Source organism: Collinsella sp. AF33-16 (assembly GCF_003475325.1).
Lineage (GTDB): Bacteria > Actinomycetota > Coriobacteriia > Coriobacteriales > Coriobacteriaceae > Collinsella.
In genome coordinates this window covers 13,154-30,181 of record NZ_QRQC01000012.1, presented here as the reverse complement: position 1 = coordinate 30,181, position 17,028 = coordinate 13,154, and the positions used below count along the sequence as shown (strand labels likewise).

15 protein-coding genes are annotated in these 17,028 nt (G+C 61.3%); all 15 read right to left on the bottom strand.

Going from position 1 to position 17,028, the window contains the following annotated elements; genetic code table 11:
• Position 1: 1 nt before the first annotated feature.
• Positions 2 to 1,672 carry a ribonuclease J gene (locus tag DWZ52_RS05870; RefSeq protein WP_118385112.1) on the bottom strand — a complete coding sequence of 557 codons (1,671 nt, stop codon included), beginning with the start codon at positions 1,670 to 1,672 and terminating at the stop codon, positions 2 to 4.
• Between the two features lie 640 nt (positions 1,673 to 2,312).
• Positions 2,313 to 4,559, bottom strand: coding sequence for a polyribonucleotide nucleotidyltransferase (locus DWZ52_RS05865; RefSeq protein WP_118385111.1), 2,247 nt, complete (start codon positions 4,557 to 4,559; stop codon positions 2,313 to 2,315).
• Positions 4,560 to 4,708: 149 nt separating this feature from the next.
• On the bottom strand, positions 4,709 to 4,987 hold the full coding sequence (gene rpsO, locus DWZ52_RS05860) for a 30S ribosomal protein S15 (protein ID WP_099431792.1): 279 nt from the start codon (positions 4,985 to 4,987) through the stop codon (positions 4,709 to 4,711).
• A 138-nt stretch (positions 4,988 to 5,125) separates the two neighbouring features.
• The gene (gene recO / locus DWZ52_RS05855; protein WP_118385110.1) at positions 5,126 to 5,875 is read right to left on the bottom strand and encodes a DNA repair protein RecO; all 750 of its coding nucleotides are present in this window, start codon (positions 5,873 to 5,875) and stop codon (positions 5,126 to 5,128) included.
• 15 nt (positions 5,876 to 5,890) lie between these two features.
• Positions 5,891 to 6,958, bottom strand: coding sequence for a GTPase Era (era, locus tag DWZ52_RS05850; protein ID WP_199579158.1), 1,068 nt, complete (start codon positions 6,956 to 6,958; stop codon positions 5,891 to 5,893).
• A 12-nt stretch (positions 6,959 to 6,970) separates the two neighbouring features.
• On the bottom strand, positions 6,971 to 7,348 hold the full coding sequence (locus DWZ52_RS05845) for a diacylglycerol kinase family protein (RefSeq protein ID WP_099431794.1): 378 nt from the start codon (positions 7,346 to 7,348) through the stop codon (positions 6,971 to 6,973).
• A 9-nt stretch (positions 7,349 to 7,357) separates the two neighbouring features.
• Positions 7,358 to 7,867, bottom strand: a complete 510-nt coding sequence (gene ybeY, locus DWZ52_RS05840) for an rRNA maturation RNase YbeY (protein WP_117654802.1) — start codon at positions 7,865 to 7,867, stop codon at positions 7,358 to 7,360.
• A complete protein-coding gene (locus DWZ52_RS05835) occupies positions 7,864 to 8,850 on the bottom strand; it encodes a PhoH family protein (RefSeq protein ID WP_118385109.1) in 987 nt (328 codons plus the stop codon). Before DWZ52_RS05835 ends, ybeY begins: the two co-directional genes overlap by 4 nt.
• Positions 8,831 to 10,123 carry a MiaB/RimO family radical SAM methylthiotransferase gene (locus tag DWZ52_RS05830; RefSeq protein ID WP_118385108.1) on the bottom strand — a complete coding sequence of 431 codons (1,293 nt, stop codon included), beginning with the start codon at positions 10,121 to 10,123 and terminating at the stop codon, positions 8,831 to 8,833. Before DWZ52_RS05830 ends, DWZ52_RS05835 begins: the two co-directional genes overlap by 20 nt.
• Positions 10,124 to 10,132: 9 nt before the next feature.
• Positions 10,133 to 11,281 carry a molecular chaperone DnaJ gene (gene dnaJ / locus DWZ52_RS05825; RefSeq protein ID WP_099431798.1) on the bottom strand — a complete coding sequence of 383 codons (1,149 nt, stop codon included), beginning with the start codon at positions 11,279 to 11,281 and terminating at the stop codon, positions 10,133 to 10,135.
• Between the two features lie 81 nt (positions 11,282 to 11,362).
• Positions 11,363 to 12,466, bottom strand: coding sequence for a DnaJ domain-containing protein (locus DWZ52_RS05820; RefSeq protein ID WP_199579155.1), 1,104 nt, complete (start codon positions 12,464 to 12,466; stop codon positions 11,363 to 11,365).
• A 58-nt stretch (positions 12,467 to 12,524) separates the two neighbouring features.
• Entirely contained in the window at positions 12,525 to 13,757 is a 1,233-nt protein-coding gene (gene hemW, locus DWZ52_RS05815; RefSeq protein WP_118385107.1) for a radical SAM family heme chaperone HemW, read from the bottom strand.
• Positions 13,758 to 13,759: 2 nt separating this feature from the next.
• Positions 13,760 to 14,803 (bottom strand): tRNA dihydrouridine synthase DusB, encoded by a 1,044-nt coding sequence (gene dusB, locus DWZ52_RS05810; protein ID WP_118385106.1) that lies wholly within the window; start codon positions 14,801 to 14,803, stop codon positions 13,760 to 13,762.
• 4 nt (positions 14,804 to 14,807) lie between these two features.
• On the bottom strand, positions 14,808 to 16,619 hold the full coding sequence (lepA, locus tag DWZ52_RS05805; protein WP_118385105.1) for a translation elongation factor 4: 1,812 nt from the start codon (positions 16,617 to 16,619) through the stop codon (positions 14,808 to 14,810).
• Positions 16,620 to 16,715: 96 nt separating this feature from the next.
• Positions 16,716 to 16,982, bottom strand: coding sequence for a 30S ribosomal protein S20 (rpsT, locus tag DWZ52_RS05800; protein ID WP_022094714.1), 267 nt, complete (start codon positions 16,980 to 16,982; stop codon positions 16,716 to 16,718).
• Positions 16,983 to 17,028 lie beyond the last annotated feature (46 nt).

Sequence of the window (17,028 nt, the reverse complement as noted above, 5' to 3'; positions counted from 1 at the left end):
ACTAAACCTCCATGACGACCGGGATGATCATCGGGCGGGTGCGCGTACGGCTCCAGATAAAGTTAGAGAGCGAATCGCGTACGGCCTTGCGAATGGCATCGGAACCGCTGCTCGTAAAGCCGAACTTGCCCTTCTCGATCGTCTTCATAATGGATGCGGAGGCATCCTCGGAGAACTGGTCGTCGATGGCAAACGAGACACCACGGCCCGAGAACTCGATGGCCTCGATCTTCTTGTGCTTAAGCGAGACGATGGCAACAGCGGTAACCATACCGTCGTTGGCGAGCTTCTGACGATCGCGCAAGACGATGGGGTCGGTATCGCCGATACGCAGGCCGTCGACGTAGACGACGCCGGACTCGACGGGCGTACCGCGCTTAACGATACCGCCACGCATCTCGAGCGTGTCGCCGTTGTCGAGGATAAAGATATGATCGTCCTTGAGACCCATCTTGCGGGCCAGCTGGGCATGGGCGCGCAGATGCACGGCTTCACCGTGAACCGGCATAAAGTACGTGGGCTTGGCCATGGCCATCAGGAGCTTGAGCTCCTCCTGGCTACCGTGACCGGAGACGTGAACGAGAGCGCGGTTCTTATCCCACACGTCGCAGCCGAGCTTGGCCAGGCTGTTGACGACCTGCTGAACGGCCTTCTCGTTACCGGGGACCGGCGTTGCCGAGAGGATGACGGTATCGCCCTCGTGGATGGAGAGCGTCTTGTGCTCGCCGTTGGCCATGCGGGACAGGGCCGACAGCGGCTCGCCCTGCGAACCGGTGCACATGACGACAATCTTATCGTCGGGCAGGTTATCGATATCGAAGGCATCGATGATATCGGCGTCATCGATGTTGAGGTAGCCCAGCTCACGCGCCACGCGGGTGTTCGTGAGCATGGAGCGACCGGTCACAACGACCTTACGGCCGCACTTGCGGGCGGCATCGCAGATCTGCTGCAGACGATGGATGTGGCTCGAGAACGACGCGACGAACACGCGACCCGGGGCGTTCTTGATGGCGTGCAACAGGTTGGGACCAACCTCGGCCTCGGACTTGGTAAAGCCGGGAACCGTGGCATTGGTGGAGTCGGAAAGCAGCAGGTCGATGCCCTGCTTGGCAAAACGGCTGATAGCGGCATAGTCGGGCGTGACGCCGTCGATGGGCGTCTGGTCGAGCTTAAAGTCGCCGGTGTGCATAACGGTGCCCTGGTTGGTGCGAATGAACACGCCCAGAGCGCCGGGGATGGAGTGCGTCATCGAGAAGAAGTCGAGCGAGATGCCGCCGAGGTTGACATGGCTGCCGCCCTTGACCTCACGGAACTTGGGTGCGCGGATGCGGAACTCGGAGAGCTTGCCCTCGATAAAGCCGAGCGTCAGCTTGCTCGAGAAGATGGGCACCTTATTGTTGAGGTCCTGCAGCAGATACGGAAGCGAACCGGTGTGGTCCTCGTGGCCGTGGGTGACGATGATGCCGCGGAGCTTCTCCTCGTTCTCAAGAACATAGGTGTAGTCGGGAAGCACCAGGTCGATACCGGGCTGGGAGTCATCCGGGAACATGAGGCCAGCGTCGACGAGCACCATGTCGTCGCCGCACTCGAAGACCGTCATGTTCTTGCCGATGCCGTCAAGGCCGCCAAGCGGGATGATCTTCAAGGGAGATGATTTTTTAGCTACCATAGGTTAGTGTGGTTTCCTTTCTTCGAAACGGGTCTGGAACAACCGACGGGGCGCTTCTGGCAAACCGACCGCCGGGAACATACAAACATGCATCGCAGAGTCGATGCAATAACCACAGTATGATACCCATTTGCCCACCAACAGACCACCCATGCATCAAAGCCCCATCCAAACCGGTCTATCCCGCCGGTTTCCCGTGGGGCGGGCACTGATGAAGTTTCCTGCTCTACAGTCCTGCTCACGACGGAGGCCACATTAAGTGGCCTCCTGTTCGTGCGGAACTCGCGATAAACTTCATCAGTGCCCGCCCCACGGGAAACCTGCCAAAAAGGGACAGGTTTATTTTGGTCGGTTTTATCTGGGAAGATGCTGCTGCGGCTATCTACAGATCTGAAATCTGACTACTGAATAGACTGTCTAACTAAATAGCGAGCGGCACTAACCAGTCCTTTTGCTTGCGCCCGGGAGGGCCGCATATGAAGTTTATCGCGAGTTCCGCACGCAAAGGAAAGCACTTAATGTGCTTTCCATCTTGCGCAGGACTGTAGAGCAGGAAACTTCATATGCGGCCCTCCCGGGCGCAAGCAAAAGGGCGACCCCTGTCCGGAGTCGCCCTTGCGGTGCTGGTTATGTACGGCTGTTACTCGGCGTCGTGGTGGCGGCGGGGCTTGCGGCCTCCGTTGTCGCCGGGACGGCGCGGACGGTCACTGCGCTCGGAGCGCTCGCGTCGCGAACGCTCACGGCGCTGGAAGTGCTCGCCGTCACCCTCGGAGGCACCCTCGGCGCGAGCCGGGGCCTCGGGCTTGTCGAGACGATCGAGCGAGATCTTGCCGCGATCGTCGACCTCAATGACGACGACCTTGACCTCGTCGCCCACGTTGAGAACATCCTCGACCTTCTCCACACGACCCTTGGCGACGCGGGAGATGTGCAGCAGGCCGTCCTTACCGGGCAACAGGTTCACGAAGGCGCCGAAGGGCTGGATGGAGACCACGCGACCGGTGTACTCCTCGCCCGGCTCGGGAACCTTGATGATGAGCTTGATGCGCTCGACGGCCTGGTCGACGGACTCGCCGGTGCCGCCGACGAAGACGGTGCCGTCCTCCTGGATGTCGACCGAAGCGCCGGTCTCGTCCTGGATGCCGCGGATGACCTTGCCGCCGGAACCGATGACGTCGCGGATCTTATCGGTCGGAACCTGGATGGAGACGATGCGCGGAGCGGTGCTGCGCGTGGTGTGACGCGGCTCGGGGATCACATCGAGCATCTTCTGTAGGATGAAGGCGCGACCCTCCTTGGCCTGCTGCAGGGCGCGGGCCAAGATATCGAAGGTAAGACCGGTGGCCTTGTTGTCCATCTGCAGGGCGGTGATGCCCTCGGTGGTACCGGTGACCTTAAAGTCCATGTCGCCCAGGAAGTCCTCGAGACCCTGGATGTCGGACAGGACCACGGTCTTGCCCTCCTCCTGAATCAGGCCCATGGCGATACCGGAGACCGGGCGCTTAATGGGCACGCCGCCGTCCATAAGGGCGAGCGTGGAGCCGCAGGTCGAAGCCATCGAAGAGGAGCCGTTGGACTCCATGACCTCGGAGACGACGCGGATGGCGTAAGGGAACTCGTTCTCGTCGGGGAGCACCGGAAGCAGGGCGCGCTCGGCCAGGTTGCCGTGACCGATCTCGCGGCGCTTGGGGCTGCCCATGCGGCCGGTCTCGCCGGTGCAGAACGGCGGGAAGTTGTAGTGGTGCATATAGCGCTTGCCCTCGGTGGGCTCGATGGTATCCAGACGCTGGCCCTCGTTGAGCATACCGAGCGACAGGACGGAGAGCACCTGGGTCTGACCACGCTGGAACAGGCCGGAGCCGTGGACGAGCGGCAGGTAGTTGTCCTTCACCATGATGGGACGAATCTCGTCGGCGGCACGACCGTCGACGCGCTCACCGGTCTCGACGACCATGGTGCGCATGGCCTTCTTCTCGAGCTTCTTGAGCGCCACGGGGATCTCGCGCTCCCAGGCGGCCTGCTCCTCGTCGGTGAACTCGGCGCGGATGGACTCCTTCAGAGCCTCGACCTTACCGATGCGGGAAAGCTTGTCGGCGTCGCGCAGGGCAGCGGCCATCTCGTCGTAGTGGGCGAAGATGCGCTCCTGGACCTCCTCGACAGGCTGGTCGAGCGGGTACTCCTTCTTGACGATAGCGCCGTTGACCTGCTCCCACTCGGCGACGAACTCGTCTTGGGCCTGGCAGAAGGCAGCGAGGGCCTCCTGGCCAAACTTCATAGCGGCGAGCATGTCGTCCTCGGAGATCTCCTCGGCGCCGGCCTCGACCATCGAGATGAAGTCGGCAGAGCCGCCCAGCTCCAGGTCCAGATCGGAGTTCTCGCGCTCCTCATAGGTGGGATTGACGATAAACTCGCCGGTCTCCACGTTGCGGCCGATGCGCACGCAGGCAAGCGGGCCCTCGAAGGGCACGCCGCCGAGCGTCATGGCCAGCGAAGCACCCATGACGTTGATGACGTCGAAGGGGTTGACCTGGTCGGCGACGAGCGAGGTAGCGACGATGTGCACCTCGTTGCGGAAGCCATCCGGGAAGCTCGGGCGGATCGGGCGGTCGATCATGCGAGCCGTGAGCGTGGCCTTCTCGCTGGGACGGCCCTCGCGCTTAAGGTAGCCACCCGGAATGCGGCCGGCGGCGTACATCTTCTCGTTGAAGTCGACGGTCAGCGGGAAGAAGTCGTAGTTCTTACGCTCCTTGGAGACGACCACGGTGTCGAGCATCGTGGTGTCGCCCTGCTTGACCAGACAGGCGCCGGTGGCCTGCTTGGCAAGCTCGCCGGACTCAAAGGTGTAGGTCTTGCCGTACAGCTCAAAGGTCTTGGATACGAGTGTCATTGTTCTCCTTTACCCCACAGGCCCCTTGCCTGCGGGCTTCTCATGTGACGCGGGCCCCCTGCCCCCGCCACGCTTCAGAGCGTGATTGTTCACGCCCTTACACAAAAAGAGCGCCCCGCTGCGCAGGACGCTCTTAGCATGTACAAATCCTACTGGATGTTGTCGCGGATGCCCAGAGCCTTGATGAGCTCACGGTACTCGACGATGTCGTTCTTCTTGATGTAGGAGAGAAGACGACGACGACGGCCGACGAGCATGAGCAGGCCACGACGGGTGTGGAAGTCCTTCTGGTGGGACTTCATGTGCTCGGTCAGCTCCTTGATGCGCTCGGTCAGGATGGCGACCTGAACCTTGGGGTTGCCGGTATCGACCGGGGTGTTACCGAACTGGGCAGTCAGCTCCGCCTTGCGCTCTTTGGAAACAGTCATTGTTTCACCTTTCGTTTTGCGTCGCCCACGGGCGACTCGATTCGCCTCGGACTGGGAAGCCGCCGGTGGAGCGAGCAACCAAGGTCGAGGTACCAACAAGTCGGTATGTTACCACAAGCAGCCCGTGCCTGCGCATCATCACCGACCCAACATGAATTCCATCGCACGGAGGCGCTGATCGGTGTGCGTCGCAGCCCACACATGCGAAAGCCCGAGCAAGAACGCCGCCGTATGCGTGTCGATCCTCTCGGCCATAAGCGCATCGAAGGTCATGGACATGAGGGCGCGCAGCCATGCGACCTCACCGGTCGACACCAGCTCGGCACCGGGCACGCTCGACGCGCACGACCCGCACATGAGGCCGCCCGCCTGGGGCGAAAAATACGACAGCATCGGGTCTCCGCACAGCACGCATGCCGAAAAATCGGGTCGGTAGCCAACGTGCGACAGCAATTTAAAGACAAAGGCCGCCACGAGCAGGTCCATATGTGCCGCGTCGAGCCCGCTGCCGACAAGTGTGAGCGCCCGCTGCGTGATGGCAAAGGTAAACGGATCCTCGGCGTCCTCGAACGAGCACACGCGCGCGACCTCGGCGATCGCGCTTGCGGAGCATGTCATCTCGTAATCGGGCGCGGCGCCAACCGGCGCTTCCAAAAGCTCGGCCTGAGAAACAACGTCGAGCGAGCGTCCATGCGCGAGCAACATATCGACGGTACAGAACAGCTCGCAGCGCGCAGCCAGGCGTCCGCCGGGTTTGCGGGCGCCCTTTGCCACGGCACGAACCTGCCGACCCCGCTCGTCAAGCATCGTCAGGATCAGGTCCGTCTCTTTGAGCTTCGTCTTATCGAGCACGAGCACTTTCGTGCGATATGTACGAGAACCTGCCATACGCGCCGCGTGTCCCTAATCCTCGGCGTTATAGCCAAAGCGGCGAATCTGGGCCTCGTCGTCACGCCAGCCGGCCTTGACCTTCACGTCCAGCTCCAAAAAGACCTGGGTGCCAAAGATGCGCTCAAGGTCGCGACGGGCGTCGATGCCGATATGTTTGATCATCTCGCCGCCCTTGCCGATGATGATGCCCTTTTGGCCCTCGCGCTCGACGTAAATGGTGGCGTGCACGCGCAGCACCTTCTTGGTCTGCTCAAGCGCATCGCAAATCACACCCACGGAGTGCGGGATCTCATCACGGGTGCGGCGCAAGACCTTCTCGCGCACAAACTCGGCAACGAGCGTCTCATCGGAAGCGTCGGTACCCATGTCCTCGGGGAACCAACGCGGACCCTCGGGCAAAAAGTGCGCAACGGTCTCGATGAAGGCATCGACGTTAAAGTTCTTGACCGACGACGTCACGATCTCGTCGTCATATTCCATAAGCTCGTGGGCGGCCTTAAGCTGCTCCATGACCTGTGCGGGGGCGGCTTCATCGGCCTTGGTGAGCACCAGGACCTTCTTGCAACGGGCGCATCTGACGCGCTCGGCAACCCAGGCGTCTCCCCTGCCGATCGGTTTGGTGGCATCAATCAAAAACGCGACAACATCGACATCGTTCAGCTCGAACAGCGCACTTTTATTGAGCTCGGACCCTAGACCGTCCTTGGGCTTGTGGATACCCGGGGTATCGACAAAGACCAGCTGGTAGCCGGGGCGGTTGACGACGGCGCGCATGCGGCGGCGGGTCGTCTGGGCCACCGGCGAGGTGATGGCGACCTTTTTGCCATAGCAGGCGTTGAGCAGCGTTGACTTACCGGCGTTGGGGCGGCCGACCAAGGCCACGAAGCCACTGCGGAAACCGGGCTCAACGTCGCCAAAGCCCGCGAGGCTGTCGTCCTCGTCGCACAGGGCGTCGAGTTCCTCGTCGCTCATGCCCTCAAACGGGTCGAACTCCTCGACTTCCTCATAGGCCTCGGTCGCCTTAGCATCCGGGGACTCGTCGTCCAAAATTTCATCGATAGGCTGCATATTGTCGGACATGGGAATCCCTTTCTAAATAAAGCCGAGCGCGTGGGCAAATACCAGCAAGCCCACAATCGCGGCGGTGATTGAAAGTACGTATACCGAGGCGGCGGCGATGTCCTTGGCGCGTTTTGCCAGCGGATGGAGCTCCTGGGTCGCCAGATCGACAATGGCCTCCATGGCGGTATTGCACAGCTCGCCGTGAATCACCAGGCCGCAGCAGATGATAATCGTGGCCCACTCGGCAATGTCGAGCCCCACGATGCAGCCGGCAATGACGGTGCACACGCCCGCCACGAGCATGACCTTAATGTTGCGCTCGGTCTTGACGGCGGTGACGAAGCCCTCCATGGCGTAAGAAAACGACTTTAAAAAGGACGGATGGTCCTTGTTCGATCCGGGAATCATAGACGGCTCCTAGTCGTGGGCATGGTTGGTGATGGGGCCGACGTGGACTAGCTTGGGGTCCTCGCCGCGCTCGAGCGCCAGATCGCGCAGGATGGCGTCCTCGCGGGCCTCCATGACCTCGGCCTCGTCGTCCTCGATGTGGTCATAGCCCAGCAGGTGCAGCATTCCGTGTACGAGCATCAGACGGCACTCATCAGCGGGACTATTGCCAAAACCGGGGGCCTGACGGGCAATAACCTGCGGGGCCAAGATAATATCGCCGAGCTCGAGCGTCTCATCGGCGGGAATGTCATCGTCAAAGGCCGAATCGCACTCAAACGAGAGCACATCGGTGGTGCGGTCGATACCGCGCCACTCGTGGTTGAGCTCGTGCATCTCGTCCTCGTCGACATACGAAAGGGAAATCTCAACTTCACGCTCAACGCCCTCGGCGGCAAGCACGACCTCGCAGATGTGCTCCACCTCTTGCGCGTCGAGCAGCGTATCGAGCTCGGCATCGTTGCTGATCAATACACTCAACGGGACTCCTTTCGGTCGCGCGAACGCTGCTCACGCACGTCATCATAAGCATCATATGCCTCGACGATACGACCCACCAGGGCATGACGCACCACGTCGGCACGCTCGAGGTGAGAAAATGCCACATCGTCGACACGGCCCAAAATCTTCTCGACATCCGCCAAGCCGCCACGACGACCCACCAGGTCGCGCTGGCTGAGGTCGCCGGTAATCACGAACTTGGAGTTGAATCCAAGGCGTGTCAGGAACATCTTCATCTGCTCGGGCGTGGTATTTTGCGCCTCGTCGAGCACCACGAAAGCATCGCTCAGCGTACGACCGCGCATGTAGGCGAGCGGGGCGATCTCGATCACGCCCCGCTCCATAAGCTCATCGGTGCGCTCACGATCCATCATGTCAAAAAGGGCATCGTAGAGCGGGCGCATGTACGGATCGATCTTTTCCTCGAGGGTGCCGGGCAAAAAGCCCAGGTTCTCCCCTGCTTCGACAACCGGACGCGTCAAGATCAAACGGCCCACCTCATGGCGCTTGAGCGCGGCAACGGCGAGCGCCATGGCCAGATAGGTCTTACCGGTACCGGCAGGACCCAAGCCAAAGGTGATGGTATGCGAGCGAATGGCATCCACATAGCGCTTTTGCCCAAGCGTCTTGGGACGAATGACACGACCGCGGTATGAAAGCAGCACGTCATCGCGAAGCGATGTGGCCTCATGCTCGCCGTCGCGCAAGACGGCCAGGCAACGCGAGACATCGTCGGCAGACAGGGTACGACCGGCCGCCGCCTCGCGAAAAGCATGTTCGAAAAAGCGAGCCACGAGCTCGACCTCGTCCGGGTCGCCGCTCACGGAGATCCTATCGCCACGGGCGACCACGTGAGCGCGAACCAAACTCTCGAGCGCACGAAGGACGCCGTCGCCGGCGCCCAAAACGCGCGAGGGATCAACTCCCTCGGGAACGGTAAGTCTAATCTTCGAGGCTTCCATGGACCTCCCTGCGCGCATGGACCAAGCCGGAATCATCGACTCCGATGATAGCAACATCGAGCAGGCACGGGGCTGTAAGTCCACAGGTATCGTCAAGACGGGCATGATGGAACGAACCGAGCGTCAGGTTGTCACCATACTCGAGCACGGCACGCTCGACAGTGCCCACGCGACGACGAGCATCGGCAATAGCGAGCTCCTGCGCCGCGTCTCGCATACGGCGGCTGCGCTCGGCCATAACCTCGGGCGGCACCTGGTCGGGCATGTCGGCAGCAAGGGTACCGGGACGCTTACTGTAGCGGAACACGTGCATACGCGAGAACCCCACGCGGCGGCACAGCGCCAGCGACTCCTCGAACTCCTCGTCCGTCTCACCAGGAAAACCGACGATGACGTCGCACGAAAGAGACGCCTGCGGCAGAATGGCGCGAATCATGCGCACCGTGTCCTCAAAGGCCTCGGCACTATAGGGACGACCCATGCGATGCAGCGTCGCCGTACAGCCGGACTGTACGGGCAGGTGCAAAAACGGGGCAATACGCTGCGGATAGCGCGCCATAACCTTAAGCAGGCGCTCAGAGATATCCATGGGTTCGACCGAGGAAATGCGCACATGCGCAATAGTCGTGCGCTCCATGATGGCCTCGAGCAGCTCATCGATTTCGACATGCTCGTCGGTCGCGCTCTTGCCATCGTAGGCACCCAGGTTCACACCGGTCAGCACCACCTCGGGCACGCCGGCCTCCTGGGCCTCGCGAACTTGCTCAAGCACGGACTCGACGGGCACGGAACGCTCGGGGCCGCGGGCCTTCCACACGATGCAATAGGTGCAACGGTGGTTGCAGCCGTCCTGGATCTTCACGCCCAGGCGAGAGCGACCGAGCGCATCGACCACCTCGCCATCGCTGCAGGCGGGAACGCTATCGGACTCAACGCCCAGCACCTCGCAGACACGTTCGGCGACATCGATCTTGGACGGCTCGGCGATCACGCGATCCGAAAGCTCCAACAGCTCCTCGGGATGCAAATTGACCACGCAACCGGTCACGAGCACATAAGGCTCGTTTGGATGGGCCAGCGCATGACGGACGGCCTTACGGGTCTTGGCCTCGGCCTCGCCCGTAACGGCACAGGTGTTAATGACGATCAGATCGGCATTCTGGGGCTCTACCATAGCAAAGCCCAAGCGCATAAGATCGGCAGTGATACGGTCAGACTCAACCCGGTTGACACGGCAGCCGAGGTTGACGACGGAAATATGGGGTGCGAGCACGCGGGCTCCTTAATCGAGGATATCGTCGAGGGCACTCTTGATACGGTCGGTCACCGACTTCTTACCGGAAGCGACGTCATCGCCCATCTCATCGGCAAAAGCACGGAGCAGCTCGCGTTGCTTATTGGAAAGATTGGTGGGAACGACCACGCGCAGTTGCACGATCAGGCGGCCACGCGAACCGCCACCGCCAATGCGCGGCATGCCGTAATTATTGACGCTCACGGTGTCGCCGTACTGGGCGCCGGCGGGAACCGTCACCTTAACGACCTCGTCGGGCATAATGCCCTCGACCTCGATCTCGCAGCCGAGCGCAGCCTGCGCAATCGAGATATCGCTCACCAGGTACAGGTCGTCACCGTTGCGCTTAAAGCGCTCATGGTCGGCAACGCGCACGTTGACAATCAGGTCGCCCGAAGGCTCGCCGCGAAGACCGGCCTCACCAAAGCCGCTCACACGCAGCTGGCGACCGGTCGAAACGCCGGCGGGAATATCGATGTCGATCTTTTCGTGCGAAGGCGTGCGGCCCTGACCGTCGCAGGTCTCGCAGGGATGGTCGATAACCGTGCCCTCGCCATGGCAGTCGGGGCAAGGCGAGGAAGACTGAACCTGGCCCAAAAACGATCGCTGAACCGTCGTGACGTAGCCCGTACCGTGGCAGCGGCCGCACTGCTTTTCCTGTGCACCCTCGGCCCTACCGGTACCGTTGCAGTCCTCGCAAGGAGCAAGGCGATCATAGCTGATCGTCTTTTTGCAGCCGAGCGCCGCCTCCTCGAGCGTCACCGAAAGCGAGATGGCCATGTCACGTCCGCGACGACGCTCACGACGGCTGCGGGCGCCACCGCCGGCACCGCCGCCAAAAAACGACGAGAACAGGTCGTCCATGCCCATGCCACCAAAGATATCGTTGATGTCGACATAACCAGAGCCACCGGGGCCGTCCGCGGTGCCGTAACGGTCGTAGTTAGCACGCTTCTGCTCATCGGAAAGAACGGAATAGGCCTCGTTGAGCTCCTTGAACTTGGCCTCGGCCTCGGGATCGTCCGAAACATCCGGATGTACGGTACGGGCCTTCTTTAAAAACGCACGCTTAATCGTCCGCGCGTCGGCATCCCTGTCGACGCCAAGCACCTCGTAGTAATCCCTATTTTCCGACACGACCGAATCCTTCCGACTTTCATTATTGTCACAGTGCGTCCTATACCCAAGCTGGGCCGACCGCAAACAAAGGGTTTGATGTTATTGCATTTGATACGGCGAAAGCATGGCCCGTTGCGAGCAGCTCGCGAACCAAACCGACACGAGCGCGAACATGAAGCCGTTGGCAAAACCGTTGGCAAACTGCATCGCACCGCGCTTCCACCACAGCAGGCTGCGATGAAGCACACCGTCCGAAAGCACCATGAACAGGCCCATGGTAAACGGAATAAAGCACATCACGGCAAAGGCCGAGAACACGCCCGAGATGGCCGACAGCACCAAAAACGGCGCCACAATGCCCATCAAGTAAAAGCCAGTACGAGCTTTGCCTTCCAAGCGCTCGGCCTCAACATGGGCGCGGCCGACCAGGTCGCCGCCCGCGGCACCGTTGGTGCCAGCATGACCCATGCCGCCAATGCGGACCTCGTCGCCATCGTGCGTGCCGGCAGGAAACTCAATCGTCTGCTCGGAGGTCACACGGGTTCGCCCGCTGCCACCGCAATCGGGGCAGGGGTCGGCCACGACCTTACCGGAACCGCCGCACTCGGGGCAGACCGACTGGAACGTGCCCGCACCAAACAGGAAGGACAGGTCGACGTCGATGTGGCCGCGGCCACCGCAGCTCGGGCAGGTATGGGCATGCTCAGACGAAACGGAGCCCGAGCCGCCGCAGTTGCTACAGGTATCGAAGCGCGTGTAGCGGACGGTCTTGCGGGCACCGCCCTTAGCCTCCTTGGCGTCGAGTTTGATATCGACGACCACGTTGGCGCCGTTCTCGGGATTGTAGGCAGCCTGGCCGCGACGCTGCTGGCCCCAGGCGCCACCAAAGGGAAAGCCGCCCTCAAAGGGATTGCCATAGCCCGTGCTGCCGGCGTAGCCGCCACCATAGGGCGAAGCCGTAGGAGCACCGGCAAAGGGATTGCCAGAACGCATGGCGTCGTAGCGCGCACGTTTTTGCTCATCCGAAAGCACGGCGTAGGCCTCGGAAACCTCTTTAAACTTTTCCTCGGCATCCGGCTCTTTATTGACGTCCGGATGGAGCTTACGGGCCTTTTGCTGGAAGGCCTTTTGAATATCACGCGAGGTGGCGTCCTTGGAGACACCCAGAATCTCGTAGTAATCTTTTTCGTTCATCGTCGCCATGCGCGGCAACCTCCTGCTCACAGCAGCGTATATATTCCGGTAATTCTACCCGAGCGGCCTAAGCTAGATCCCAAAACAGCTCGAACAGAACATTTCCATCGAGCCAGCCCAGATGGGTCGGCGCCAGACGGGCACAGGTGCGGCCAGCGATGACATCGACAGAGGCGATAGGCCCCGCATGGGTATCACCGTGCTCGGGCACCCAAGTGGCAAGCCCAAGCTCAAGAGCGCGATCACAAGCCGCTGCCAGTTCATCGGCAGGGATGACACGAGACGCGCGAACCAACAGGTCGGAATCAACACCGCGCGTCATGCGACAAGCGAGCATCAGGTCCTCGGCCGCCGCCTCGCGCCGCGACAGATACTCGGCATCAAACATCGTCGCGGCATCGTCACGTTGTACCAAACGCACGCGGTGAAAGTCACCACGGGGAGCCACGCCGGGAAACAGTCCAGCCAAGCGGTCGAAATCCTCGTCGTCGAGCATGCCCGCGGCAGAACGACCCAGGCCCAGGTAGCCCCGACCAGTCCAGTAGGCGATATTATGGGCACATTCATGCCCATCGAGCGCGTAGCTCGCCACCTCATACGGATGGTAGCCGGCCGAACTCAGCCGCTGGCGCGCAACGTCCATGCATGCGGCCTGGAAATCCTCATCGGGCTCAAGCGACTCGTCACGGCACACCATGCGGTAAAGCGGCGTGCCCTCCTCGAGCGTGAGCGGATAGACCGACACATGGTGCGGGGCCGCCTCAAGCACGCCATCGAGCGTATGCTGCCAGCTCGCCATAGTCTGTCCGGGAAGCCCGCACATAAGGTCGCACGACACATCGAGCCCAACATCCTTCACCGTCGCGATAGCCGCAAGTGCCCGATTAGCATCGTGAATGCGGCCAATAGCAGCCAGCTCGGTATTGTCGAGGGTTTGCACGCCCAGAGAGATGCGTGTGACACCCGCCTCGGCAAGCGCGGTGGCGAGCTCAGCGGTCAGGGACTCAGGATTGGCTTCGCAAGTAAATTCAACGGGTTTGCACCACATGGAGATACGCCGGGCAAGTTCCACCAGGCGCTCCCCTGCCAGCGATGGCGTGCCGCCGCCAGTATAGACCGTGCGGACCTGCGCAAGCGCCCCGGCGTCGCCAAAGGAATCGAGGCGCGCATACAACTGCTCAAAATAGGAATCGAGCGCGGCATCCAAATCACACGCAGCAAAGCTGCGCGAGTCAAAGTCGCAGTACCGGCACTTTTGAGCGCAAAACGGCACGTGCACGTACAGCGCGGTAACGGCCACCGTTAGGCCTCCAACGGATGGGCAGGCACCGACTCGCCGGCGGCAAGCGCGGCCTCGCAGGCCACCACGTCGCGCTCGATATCATCGACCAGCGCCATAAACTCCTCGTACGTAGAGCAACGCACCACCTGAGCGCGCCAGGCGGCGGCATGGGGCATGCCCTTTAAGTACCAGCTTGCGTACGTGCGAGCACGCGACATGAGCGGCAGAAGCTCGTGCGTCAACGTCAGGTGCTCGCGCAGAGCCTCCAGGCGCTCGACCGAGGAGCGAGAAGGAACCGGCGTGCCATCGAGTGCAAGGGCTCGGGCATCGCCGAACACCCACGGATTGCCGTAGATGCCGCGCGCGATAAACACCGCGCTGGCACCCGAGCCGTGCAGATGCTCAGCAGCGTCCTCGGCCGAGAACACATCGCCCGAACCAATCACGGGAATCTCGACAGCGTCGGCAACCTCATCGACGACCGACCAATCGGCCTGGCCCGTGTAGAGCTGCGTGGCGCAACGACCATGCACGGCGACTGCGGCAGCCCCTGCGCCCTCAAGCATCTGGGCAAATGTCGCGGCATTGCGGTCCTCGGCATAAAAGCCCTTGCGAATCTTGACGGTCACGGGCACGTGCGCCGCGCCCACCGTGGCCTCGACGATCTTCTCGGCCAGGTCGGGCGTGCGCATGAGCGCCGAACCCTCGCCCTTGGTGACAACCTTGCGGGCGGGGCATGCCATATTGATATCGATGAGCGACAGGCGATCGCCAACGCGCTCCTCGACGGCGGCGACGGCGCTCGCAAACTGATCGGGCTTGGAGCCAAAGAGCTGCACGCAAATCTGCTGCTCCTCGTCGGTCGGCAGCACCAGGCGCCACGTTTTGTTGCTGGCATAGGCAAGGCCTGCCACGCTCACCATCTCGCTGTAGGCAAGGTTGGCACCGCGGCGGCGACACATGATGCGATAGGCGGGGTCGGTAACGCCCGCCATGGGAGCCATAAGGAACGGCTGCTCGGCATAGGCGCCCAGCAGCCGCAGACTATATTCGGAAAGAGCCATAGACCTACTCGTCCACCTTGAGGATCGCCATAAAGGCCTCCTGCGGGACCTCGACCGATCCGATGGCCTTCATACGCTTCTTGCCCTCTTTCTGCTTCTCGAGCAGCTTGCGCTTTCGCGAGATATCGCCACCGTAGCACTTAGCAAGAACGTCCTTGCGACGCGCCTTGACGGTGGAACGGGCGATGATCTTGTTGCCGATAGCACCCTGGATGGGCACCTCGAACAGCTGACGCGGGATGATCTCCTTGAGCTTGTCGCACAAGCCACGGGCCAGGCCATATGCCTTGTCCTTATGGACGATAAACGAAAGCGCGTCCACCTCGTCGCCCGAAAGCAAAATATCGAGCTTCACGAGCTCGGAGGGACGGTACTCGTTGAACTCGTAGTCGAGCGAGGCATAGCCCTTGGTGCGGCTCTTGAGCTGATCGAAGAAGTCCAAGATGAGCTCGGCGAGCGGCATATCGAAGCGCATCTCGACCGATTTGCTCGTCAGGTGGATCATATCGGTTGTGACGCCGCGGTGCTCAATGGCGAGCTGCATGACGGCACCCGTGTACTCAGGCGGGCAGATGATCTTTGCCTTGAGGTAGGGTTCCTCGATACGATCGATGCGCGTGGCCTCGGGAAGGTCCTGCGGACTGCGGACATCGATCATCTCGCCGTCGGTCTTGTAGACGTGATAGTCGACCGAGGGACTCGTGGCAATGAGGTCCAGGTTGAACTCGCGCTCCAGGCGTTCCTTGACGACTTCCATGTGCAGCAGGCCCAGGAAGCCCACGCGGAAGCCAAAGCCGAGCGCCACCGAGGTCTCGGGCTCCCACACCAACGACGGGTCGTTGACGTGCAGCTTATCGAGGGCGTCGCGCAGATTCTCGTAGTCCTTGTTGTCGATCGGGAACAGGCCCGTGTAGACCATGGGCTTGGCCTCGCGGTAGCCCGGAAGCGGCTCGGGGCAGGGGTTCGAGGCCCACGTGAGGGTATCGCCCACGCGCACGGCCTCGGGGTCCTTCAGGCCCGTGACCACGTAGCCCACCTCGCCAACGGTCAGCGCGTCGACCGGGGTCTCGGCAGGACGCTTGACGCCCACGCCGTCGACCAAAAAGTCGCCCTTAACCTGCATCATAAGCAGGGTATCGCCCTTTTTGATAGAGCCGTCAAAGACGCGCACCGTGGCGACGACACCACGATACTCGTCGAAGTACGAATCCAGGATGAGTGCCTTGAGCGGCGCGTTCGCATCGCCCTTGGGCGGAGAGATCAAAAAGACAATGGACTCCAGCAGATCGTGGATGCCCTCGCCGGTCTTGCCCGAGACGCACACGGCATCATCGGCAGGGATCGCCAGGTCATCCTCGATCTCGGTCTTAACCTCGTCGGGATGCGCCGAGGGAAGGTCGATCTTGTTGATGGCCGGAACAATGTCCAAGTTGGCGTTCATGGCGAGCGTCGCGTTGGAGACGGTCTGCGCCTCGACACCCTGGGTGGCATCGACGACGAGCACCGCGCCCTCGCAGGCGGCCAGAGAACGCGAGACCTCGTAGGTAAAGTCAACGTGGCCCGGCGTATCGATCAGATTGAACTGATACGTCTCACCATCGTCGGCGTCATAGGAAACGCGGACGGCATTGGACTTGATCGTAATGCCGCGCTCGCGCTCGATATCCATGGTGTCGAGCAGCTGCGACTCCATGTCGCGTTCGTCGACGGTATGGGTGAGCTCGAGGATGCGGTCACTGATCGTGGACTTGCCATGGTCGATGTGCGCAACGATCGAGAAGTTGCGGATGTGGGAAATGTCAATTGAAGTATTCATGCGGACTATCTTACCCGAGCAGTACAAAAAATGGAGCCTGTTCCATAAAACAGGCTCCATTTATGCGCGTAATCTGTGTGGTGTGAAATTTACAACTTAGGCGTTGATGCTGTTCACGAGCTTGGCAAGACCGGACTTGCGGTTGGAAGCCTGGTTCTTGTGGATAACATGCTTGGCGGCAGCCATGTCGAGACGCTTGGTGACGGTCTTGAGGGCAGCCTGGGCCTTCTCGGCGTCGCCCTCGGCGACGGCGGACTGGACGTGCTTGGTCAGCGTCTTGAGCTCGGACTTGACAGCCTTGTTACGCATGCGAGCTGCCTCATTGGTGCGGATACGCTTCTTCTGAGACTTGATGTTTGCCACTTCTGGAGTTCCTTTCGAGTTCCTTGCAAAAAATGTATGACACCTC